Origin of the sequence: Methylococcus capsulatus str. Texas = ATCC 19069, from assembly GCF_000424685.1 — a bacterium.
GTDB lineage: Bacteria > Pseudomonadota > Gammaproteobacteria > Methylococcales > Methylococcaceae > Methylococcus > Methylococcus capsulatus.
In genome coordinates this window covers 596,864-606,275 of sequence record NZ_KE384224.1, presented here as the reverse complement: position 1 = coordinate 606,275, position 9,412 = coordinate 596,864, and the positions used below count along the sequence as shown (strand labels likewise).

The 9,412-nt window shown below is 61.5% G+C and carries 9 protein-coding genes and 2 tRNA genes; 10 read left to right on the top strand and 1 reads right to left on the bottom strand.

Annotated features, from left to right (window positions below):
• The 10 genes from tolA to H156_RS16225 form a co-directional block, all read left to right on the top strand.
• The coding region (gene tolA, locus H156_RS16230; RefSeq protein ID WP_036246541.1) for a cell envelope integrity protein TolA at positions 1 to 424 on the top strand (424 nt) is incomplete at its 5' end.
• Between the two features lie 19 nt (positions 425 to 443).
• The gene (gene tolB, locus H156_RS0114175; protein WP_017365814.1) at positions 444 to 1,718 is read left to right on the top strand and encodes a Tol-Pal system beta propeller repeat protein TolB; all 1,275 of its coding nucleotides are present in this window, start codon (positions 444 to 446) and stop codon (positions 1,716 to 1,718) included.
• Between the two features lie 79 nt (positions 1,719 to 1,797).
• Positions 1,798 to 2,367, top strand: coding sequence for a peptidoglycan-associated lipoprotein Pal (pal, locus tag H156_RS0114170; RefSeq protein ID WP_306440755.1), 570 nt, complete (start codon positions 1,798 to 1,800; stop codon positions 2,365 to 2,367).
• A gap of 4 nt (positions 2,368 to 2,371) precedes the next feature.
• Complete coding sequence (ybgF, locus tag H156_RS0114165) at positions 2,372 to 3,229, top strand: tol-pal system protein YbgF (protein WP_036246538.1); 858 nt, start codon at positions 2,372 to 2,374, stop codon at positions 3,227 to 3,229.
• Between the two features lie 5 nt (positions 3,230 to 3,234).
• Positions 3,235 to 3,882 carry a 7-carboxy-7-deazaguanine synthase QueE gene (gene queE / locus H156_RS0114160; RefSeq protein WP_017365817.1) on the top strand — a complete coding sequence of 216 codons (648 nt, stop codon included), beginning with the start codon at positions 3,235 to 3,237 and terminating at the stop codon, positions 3,880 to 3,882.
• Positions 3,882 to 4,553 carry a 7-cyano-7-deazaguanine synthase QueC gene (gene queC, locus H156_RS0114155; protein WP_017365818.1) on the top strand — a complete coding sequence of 224 codons (672 nt, stop codon included), beginning with the start codon at positions 3,882 to 3,884 and terminating at the stop codon, positions 4,551 to 4,553. Before queE ends, queC begins: the two co-directional genes overlap by 1 nt.
• A 62-nt stretch (positions 4,554 to 4,615) precedes the next feature.
• On the top strand, positions 4,616 to 6,022 hold the full coding sequence (gltX, locus tag H156_RS0114150) for a glutamate--tRNA ligase (protein WP_017365819.1): 1,407 nt from the start codon (positions 4,616 to 4,618) through the stop codon (positions 6,020 to 6,022).
• A gap of 44 nt (positions 6,023 to 6,066) precedes the next feature.
• Positions 6,067 to 6,142: transfer RNA gene (locus tag H156_RS0114145), tRNA-Ala, on the top strand.
• Positions 6,143 to 6,165: 23 nt separating this feature from the next.
• Positions 6,166 to 6,241 (top strand) — tRNA-Glu (locus H156_RS0114140).
• Between the two features lie 499 nt (positions 6,242 to 6,740).
• Positions 6,741 to 7,130: an exosortase system-associated protein, TIGR04073 family gene (locus H156_RS16225; protein WP_081423411.1), complete on the top strand. Its 390-nt coding sequence runs from the start codon at positions 6,741 to 6,743 to the stop codon at positions 7,128 to 7,130.
• A gap of 236 nt (positions 7,131 to 7,366) precedes the next feature.
• On the opposite strand, the gene H156_RS0114130 is transcribed toward H156_RS16225, so the two are convergent.
• Positions 7,367 to 9,289 carry a putative bifunctional diguanylate cyclase/phosphodiesterase gene (locus H156_RS0114130; RefSeq protein WP_017365821.1) on the bottom strand — a complete coding sequence of 641 codons (1,923 nt, stop codon included), beginning with the start codon at positions 9,287 to 9,289 and terminating at the stop codon, positions 7,367 to 7,369.
• Between the last annotated feature and the right edge of the window lie 123 nt (positions 9,290 to 9,412).

The following is a 9,412-nucleotide window of genomic DNA, read 5'->3' as shown; positions in this document are numbered from 1 at the left end:
GGCAGAAGCCACGAGGGAGATGGAGGAAGAAGTCAAGGCCAAGGCGGCGGCGGAAGCACGGAAAAAGGCCGTGGAAGATGCCCGGCGCAAGGCCGAATTGGAGGAGCAGTTGAACAACGAACGCAGGGAGCTGGCGGAACGTGAGGCGAACAAATGGGCGAATCGTTACATCAAACCCCGCGTGGAAGGCCTGTGGCTCAAGCCGTCTGCCGCCAGAGGCGGCCTGTTTTGTATAATCCAGGTGAGAACGCTTGGGGATGGAACGGTCGTCGAGGCACGGGTCGTGAAGAGCAGCGGCGATGCCGCCTTCGACCGTTCCGCGGAAAGCGCGGTGAAAAAAGCGTCCCCCCTGCCCATGCCGTCGGATCCCAGGGTTGCCGCGGAGCTGCGTTCTTTCACGTTCAAATTCGAACCTGCCGGTTAGTCGAGTCAAGGTACCAAGCATGAACAAGGCGCGTGCGATCGCCCGTTGGATCTCGTTCCTGTTGCTCATCGCCGCGGGTCAGGTCTGTGCGGAACTCCAGGTTCAGATCAGCCAAGGGGTGGAAGGGGCGATTCCGGTGGCCGTCGTTCCCTTCGCCAACCAGGGAAGCTTGAGCGACTCTCTCAGCCAGATCGTGTCGGCCGACCTGCAGCGCAGCGGGCGATTCAGAACCTTGGCGGAAAGCGCCATGCAGGAGCGGCCGACGGCGCCGGACCAGGTTCAGCAGGCGGCATGGCAGGCTTTGGGCCAGGATTTCGTCGTGGTGGGCCAAATCCGGCCGTCCGGCGACGGCTACGAAGCCGATTTCCATGTCGTCGACGTCATCCGTGGCACGCTGGTCGTCAGCTACAGATTGCCCTTCGGAAGAGCCGAAACCCGCCAAGCCGCCCATCGGATCGCCGACGTCATCTATAAGGCCATCACCGGTGAGCCCGGCGCGTTTGCCACGCGCGTCGCTTATGTCAGCGTGTCAGGTGAGGGCGCCAACCGGCGCTACAACCTGCAGGTGGCGGACACGGACGGCTACAACCCGCAGAGCGTCATCGTCTCGAACGAGCCGATTATGTCGCCGGCCTGGTCGCCCGACGGTACCAAGATCGCCTACGTTTCGTTCGAAAGCCGCAGGTCGGCGATCTACGTTCAGACGCTGGCTACCGGCGAGCGCCGCAAGGTGTCGGATGCTCCGGGTATCAACGGCGCGCCGGCGTTCTCGCCGGACGGATCGCGGCTGGCGCTGACCTTGTCGAAAGACGGCAATCCCGATATCTACGTCATGAACCTGGGATCGGGCGGGCTCACCAGGATCACCGATTACGGCGGGATCGACACCGAACCGAACTGGTCACGGGACGGCCGTTCCATCGTGTTCACTTCCGATCGCGGTGGCAAACCCCAGCTGTATCTGGTGTCGGCAAGCGGGGGACCGGCCGAACGGCTGACGTACGAAGGGGATTACAATGCCCGCGGTGTGTTCTCGCCGGATGGCCGCAGCCTCGCCATGGTGCACGGCAAGGGCGGCGATTACCGGATCGCAGTCATGGATCTGGCCAGCCGTGCGGTTCGGGTTTTGACCAGCGGTCCTTTGGACGAATCCCCGGGCTTCGCTCCCAATGGCAGCATGATTTTGTACGCTGCGCGGCGGGGCCAGCTGGCGGCGGTTTCCATCGACGGCAAGGTCCGTCAGAGTCTGCGGATCGAGGGGGGCGCCGTGCGGGAGCCCGCATGGTCGCCTTGATCTCGATGGCCGAGGCCATAAATCTCGAGATTTCGGAAGGGTAGGCATTATGAATCGCATGAGAACGGGTTTGTTGATTGTGGTTGCGGCATCGCTGCTGACAGCGGGATGCTCCAAGAAGGAAGAAGTGAGACCTGACGATGCGGCCGGCGTGGGGCTCGAGGGCGGCGGCGGTCCGGGCGGGCCCCAGATCGGCAAGTACGGCGCGGGCGGGAACGGCGGCAAGGCGTATGGCGGTACAGGCGGTGCCTATGGCGGTGGGGCATATGGCAGTGGCGGGGGCGATCCCGCACTGAACGATCCTTCCAGCCCGCTCTATAAGCGGGTGATTTATTTCGGCTATGACAGCAGTGAGGTCCTGCCCGAGTACGTGCCGATCGTCAACGCGCACGCCGCTTATCTGGCATCGCATCCCAACGTCACGGTGACGCTGGAAGGGCATTGCGACGAACGCGGCTCGCCCGAATACAACATCGCCCTGGGCGAACAGCGGGCGCGCTCGATCGCCAACACCATGCGCTTTCAGGGGGCGAGCGACGGTCAGATGCAGATCGTGAGTTTCGGCGAAGAGAAACCCGCGGACCCGGGCAGCGGAGAAGCGGCCTGGGCCAAGAATCGCCGTGTCGAGATAGTCTACCCGGGAAACTGATCCGATGAGATCTTTACCTGTTCTGTTCATGTCTTGCGGACTGTCGCTGGCCGTTCCGGTGCAGGCGGAGCAGGGCTACGGCGGCTACGATGCCGGAGGTTACGGCGCGGAGACCTTGGACGAGCGCGTCGCCAAACTGGAAAAGAAGCTTGCCGGCCAGGTGCTGGTGGATCTGAACACTCAGATCGAGCGCCTCCAGCGGGAGTTGGCGAAAACACGCGGCCAACTCGAGGAGGTCAACCACAAGCTTGAGACGCTGAAGAGCCAGCAGCAGGCCATGTACACGGATCTGGATCAGCGGATCCGACAGGGCGCCGGGAGCCCGCCGGCGGCATCGGCCGACGGCGTCGCGGCGGACGCCCCGGACGCCGGAGCCGAGGGGGCCGGGACAGGCGGCGAAACCCGAACCGCGGCCGCGACCCCGGCTCCCGCGCCGACGAGCAGGCCGGTCGCGCCTCCTCCAGCATCCGATGGTGCGGCCCGGGAGGCCGCGTACCAGAGGGCCTTCGGCACGCTCAAGGATGGCAGATTCGCCGAAGCGATCAAGGAGTTCAAGAGTTTCACTGCCCGCTATCCCAGCGGCGACTATGCCGATAACGGCCAGTACTGGCTGGGCGAGGCCCATTACGTCAACCGTGATTTCAGTAGCGCAAAGGAGGCGTTTCAGAAGCTGATCAAGAATTTTCCGCAAAGTGCCAAGGTTCCGGACGCGGCGCTGAAGCTGGCTTACATCGAATCCGACACGGGCCAGATTGCCAGCGCGAGGCAGATGCTGAACGACGTCATCAAGCGTTATCCAGGGTCCAGCGCCGCGAAGCAGGCCGAGAAACGACTTCAGAAGATGCAGCAGGAGAAGCGCTGATCCTCGTGACCGAGACCCTCGTCCGCATCACGGAAATCTTCTTTTCGCTCCAGGGCGAAACCCGGACGGTCGGCCTGCCGACCGTGTTCGTCCGTCTCACCGGCTGCCCCTTGCGCTGTTCCTACTGCGATACCGCCTACGCCTTCAGCGGCGGCGAGCGCATGAGTATTGCTGAAATCGTCGAACGGGTCGGTCGGTACGGCGCCCGCTACGTTACGGTGACGGGGGGCGAGCCGCTGGCGCAGAAGGCCTGTCTGCCGCTGCTTACCGCCTTGTGCGACGAGGACTACCAAGTGTCGCTGGAGACCGGCGGGGCGCACGACATCTCGGCGGTTGACCCGCGCGTGGTGCGGGTGGTCGACCTGAAGACCCCCGGCTCGGGCGAAGCGTCCCGCAACCTGTATGCGAATGTCGACGCGCTCCGCCAAGGCGATCAGGTTAAGTTCGTGATCGCCGACCGGCCGGATTACGATTGGGCCGTGGCTAAGCTTGACGAACACCGGCTCGCGGAGCGTTGCGAAATCCTTTTTTCCCCGGTGGCCGGTGCGCTCCAGCCGGCGCAGCTCGCCGAATGGATTCTGCGGGACCGGCTGCCGGTTCGGTTCCAGCTCCAGTTGCACAAGCTGCTTTGGGGCGACACTCCGGGGCACTGATGAAACCTGCCGTAGTCCTGTTGTCGGGCGGACTCGATTCCGCCACCACCCTGGCGATTGCCCGCCGCGAAGGCTTCGCCTGCCATGCCATGAGTTTCGATTACGGCCAACGCCACGGAGCCGAACTCAAGGCCGCGCGGCGCCTCGCCCAGTCCTTGGGGGCAATCGAGCACAAGACCGTCCACATCGGCCTCGATGCCATCGGCGGTTCGGCGTTGACGGACTTGCGGATCGCCGTCCCTGATCATCCCCAGAACGGGATCCCGGTCACCTACGTTCCCGCCCGCAACACCGTGTTCCTTTCCTTCGCACTGGGCTGGGCGGAGGTCTTGGGTGCGCTGGACATCTTCATCGGCGTCAATGCCGTGGACTATTCCGGCTATCCGGACTGTCGGCCGGAATTCATCCGCGCCTTCGAGCAGCTCGCCAACCTGGCGACCAAGGTGGGCGTCGAGGGCGGGCGGTTCCGGATCCATACGCCACTGATCGATCTTTCCAAGGCCGATATCATCCGTACCGGTACGGCTCTCGGCATCGACTACGCCATGACGGTATCGTGCTATGCCGCCGATGCGGAGGGTCTGGCGTGCGGAATCTGCGACTCCTGCCGTCTGCGTCGCCAAGGGTTCGAGCAAGCCGGCATTGCCGATCCGACCCGCTATCGCTCTTGATGCCGCCCGCCCTGTATCATTAACGCCTTTTTGGTTTATTGCTCACCCATCAGGTTCTAGGGATGACCCACCGCACACGTTTCGCACCCAGCCCGACCGGCCACCTGCATATCGGCGGCGCTCGGACCGCTCTGTTCTCCTGGCTGTACGCCCGCAAGCACGGCGGCACCTTCATTCTGCGCATCGAGGATACCGACCTAGAGCGTTCCACTGTCGAATCGGTGAACGCCATTCTCGAAGGTATGACCTGGCTGGGGCTGGAATATGACGAAGGTCCTTTCTATCAGACCCACCGTTTCGACCGCTACCGGGAGGTGATGGAGCAGCTGCTGAAAGAAGGCCATGCCTACCGCTGCTACTGCACCAAGGAGGAACTGGACGAGCTGAGGGCAGGGCAAATGGAGCGCAAGGAGAAACCGCGTTACGACGGCCGTTGTCGTCATCGCAGCGAGCCCAGGCCGGGCGTGCTCCCGGTGATCCGTTTCCGCAACCCGACCGAAGGGGAGGTTGCTTGGGACGATCTGGTGCGCGGGCGCATCGCTTTCCAGAACAGCGAACTCGACGATTTGATCATCGCCCGCTCGGACGGTACCCCGACCTATAATTTCACCGTGGTGGTGGATGACCTCGACATGAAGATATCACACGTCATCCGCGGCGACGATCACGTCAACAACACCCCGCGCCAGATCAATATCCTCAAGGCCCTGGGCGTCGAGCCGCCTCGCTACGGTCATGTGCCGATGATCCTCGGCGCCGATGGCGCACGGTTGTCGAAACGCCATGGCGCGGTGAGCGTGATGCAGTACCGCGACGAAGGTTATCTGCCGGAAGCCTTGCTCAACTATCTGGTCCGCCTGGGCTGGTCCCATGGCGATCAGGAAATCTTTTCGGTCGACGAGATGATCGAGTACTTCGACGCCAACGCGATCAACCACTCGGCAGCTACCTTCAATCCGGACAAGCTGCTCTGGCTCAACCATCATTACCTGATGCATTCCGATCCCGCCCATGTCGCCCACCATCTGCGATGGCATCTGGGGCGCCTGGACATCGATCCGACCGAAGGCCCCGATCCCGTCGACGTGGTGGTGGCCCAGCGCGAACGCTGCAAGACCCTGGTGGAGATGGCTCAGGCCAGCCGATTCTTTTATAGAGACTTCGACGATTACGACCCCAAATCCGCCCAGAAGTATCTGACTGCGGCCAGCGTGCCGGCGCTGGAAGCGCTGCGGCGCCATCTGGCCGTCGTCCAGTCATGGGAAAAGGAGTCCCTCCACACAGTCCTGGTTGCCACAGGGGAGGAGATGGGGCTCAAGCTCGGGGCTGTCGCTCAGCCGCTACGGGTGGCGGTGGCCGGCACCGCCGTGTCGCCACCCATGGATGTCACCCTGCATTTACTGGGTCAATTGCGCACTCTGAATCGCATCGACCGAGCCTTGCAGTACATCGAGGCAAAAAAAGACTAGACAGATATATCCAGCGGCCATATAATGATCGCTCAACTTCGGTTGGGGCCATAGCTCAGCTGGGAGAGCGCAACAATGGCATTGTTGAGGTCGGGAGTTCGATCCTCCCTGGCTCCACCAACTCTAAGTTAGCAGCCAGTCCTGTCCCCATCGTCTAGAGGCCCAGGACACCGCCCTTTCACGGCGGCGACGGGGGTTCGAATCCCCCTGGGGACGCCAGTGAAATCGATCAGTCACGATTCGGGGTGCACACGTGCGGTGTGGTACCCTGCATTCGCTTTTCCAGTTTCTGCACCTGTGCGGAGCGTACGCGCCCGCACACTGGCGTGAACGACGGCGACGCGTGATGCCGTGTTCCGAAGGGCCACGCCCGCGGTGGACGAAATGAGAAAAGATCCACCGTTTCGGCTGCCGATGACCTGGGCGTGGCGATCGGGCACATTAGCATGCTTCAGTTACGATATGATGTCGATGGAATGAGGGAGGCGCGAAGGTCCAATGCTGACCGTCAGCGACGATCACGGCTATCAGCTGCGCTGGATGACGAAAGGAATAGATCGCCATGATCGGTTTCTTTCATCCCCGGCCCTTTCGTGACTCCGCGATCGTCTGATGACCGGTTGGCGGCCGTTAGCCGCGCCAGCTGGAAAAGTACTTGAGCGTTGATCTGGCTTCGCTCCAAAATAGGGTTCTTAACCAGCCTGAGAGGATCGAAATCATGAAGCTCCATGACGCTATGTGTGCCGTGCTGCTCGGTCTGGCTCTCGGCTCGATGTCGATCGAGTCTTGTGCCGATGATTGGGCCAATTACGCCGGCGATGTCGGAGACAAATTCGGACGGGGTCTGGCCAACGCCTCGCTCGGATGGGTGGAAATGGTGAAAGGAGTGGGTATTGCGGCAAGCCATGACGGTCCGGCATTCATCCCGTTTGGTTTCGTAAAAGGTCTCGGCCATACCCTCGGCCGGACCTTGTCCGGCGCCTTCGACGTGGTGACTTTTCCCATCCCCACGGCTCCATTGAGTGATCCGGCGTATGTCTGGGATCGATTCGACCAGGAGACGCAATACGGCTATTTCGAACCCGCTAAGCGGCGATCCTCGAAATGATGATGATGAGCTCGGTCCACCTTCGGTCCGGGCGAATGGGGGAGGACGGGACGAGCTGATCCCATACGAGCCTTCGCGGCACGACACCGTGCGTGCTGCGAATGGCCCGCCCGGCAACAGGACAGAGCCGTGTCATGTACCAAGAGCAGCACGTCCTCGGAGAGGATGAAAGCGGTGGTTCGATCGAATCCCTGATGGCCGAAACCGTCGTTGCGCACTCGTTGCCGAAAGCCGGTTCAAGTCATTCCATTTACTTGCGTTATCAGTTTGGCGACATCATCCGCAGGCAGCGGTTTGGCAATGAGAAAGCCTTGGATGGCATCGCAACCCGAGTTTTGCAGCAGGTTTTTCTGGGCGTCGGTTTCCACGCCTTCGGCGATGATTTTCAGTCCAAGGCTGTGGCCGAGCGCGATGATGCCGTCGCAGATCTTGGCATTGCCGTGATCGGTTTCGATGTCGTGAACGAAGGAGCGATCGATTTTCAGACTCTGAATGGGTAATAGTTTGAGGCGCCCCAATGAGGAATACCCAGTGCCGAAATCGTCGATGGAGAGCGTGATTCCATAATCCTGAAGCGATTTCAACAAAGCCTGAACCCGGCTGAGATTTTCCATGATGGCGGACTCGGTGATTTCGAGTTCGATATCAGAGCCGGACAGACCATGGCGTTCGACGATGGAGCCCAGGGCTTCGAAAAACGACTCGTCCTGCAACTGTTTCACTGAAACGTTGATGGCCATGCGCACGCCCGTGATACCGTCGTTCCGCCAGGCTCGCAGCTGATGGCATGCCCGGTCGATGACCCACAGTCCCAAAGGCAGGATGAGTTTGGTCTCTTCGGCGATGGGTATGAACCGGTCGGGAGCGATGACTCCGAGCAGCGGGTGGCGCCAGCGCAGCAGCGCCTCGACGCTGCAGATGGAGCCGGTGGTCAGATCGATCTGGGGTTGGTAATGGAGTTTGAAGCCGCCGTGCTTCAGTGCATCGCGCAGGCCGTTTTCGATGTCGAGCCGCTCCCGAACGCCGCGGTTGATGGCCTGACTGAAGAACTCGAAGGTGTTGCGTCCCCGCGATTTGGCATGGTACATCGCGGCGTCCGCATGTTTCATCAGTGTCTCAGCGCTGTTTCCGTCGGCTGGGTAAATGGCGATGCCTATGCTTGCGCCGGAGTGCAGCTGATAGTCTTCGACGGTATAGGGGCGGCAAAGGCTTTCCAGGATTCGTTCCGCCATGGCGGCTGAAGTCGTCGAAACCCTGTTGCCGGTGATCACGACGATGAACTCGTCGCCGCCCAGTCGTCCCACCACCTGGCTGCCGGGGACGTTTTCGGTCAGGCGCGCCGCAACCTGTTCCAGCAGCGCATCGCCGATCCGGTGTCCCAGGGTATCGTTGATTCTCTTGAAATTGTCCAGGTCGATGAACATCACCGCGACCTGATTCTGTTCCCGCCGGGCGAGTTCAATCGCCTGTTCGAGGCGTCCGTGCAGGAAGACACGATTAGGCAGGTTGGTGAGCGGGTCGTGATGAGCGAGATGTTTGATCCGGTCTTCCGCTTCCCTGCGCTGGGTGATGTCGCGGAATGCGCCGTGGACGTAGCGTCGCCCGTCCATTTCGAAGGTGCTGCTACTGACTTCCACCGGCACGGTGGTGCCGTCGGCCCTGACCAGCGACAGCTCGATGGTCCCGGTTTTGCCCTGCAGCATGTGGCCGAGGAGATCCGTTTCTGCACCATCGGCATCGTTACCGGTTTGCTGGAGGTTGCACAGGTGCCGGCCGATGATTTCGTTGCGGGACATTCCAAGCAGTGTTTCGGCCTGACGGTTGCAGTCGACCAGGGTTCCTGTCTCGGAATCGGTGACGAGGATGGCGTCGCTGGCGACCTCGATCAAGGTGCGGTAGCGCCGTTCGCTGGCACGGAGTGCCCGGTTCTTGGCCACTTCCTCCTGGCGCCGCCGTTCCAGCTCCTCAAATTTCATGGTGCCGGCAACGACAATCCCGGAAACCAGGAGGGCTGCTACCATCCCCGTGGCCAGATAGTCGTAGGTGACTTCTCCTTTGAGGAGCAAACCCATCGCTGCGGTCACGACTTCGGACATCACTACGGAAGCCAGAATGCCGGCAATCCACAGGTATTTCCCCAAGATGATGATGAGTGTCACCCGCTTATTCCTGTTCTCGCTTTGTCCCCTGACTTCCGGTTTACGGAAACCGCGGGGATCAGGCATTGATTGGTTCTTGTCCTCGTGGCCCCATCCGTCGTGACGTGGCGGAGATATTTTAGC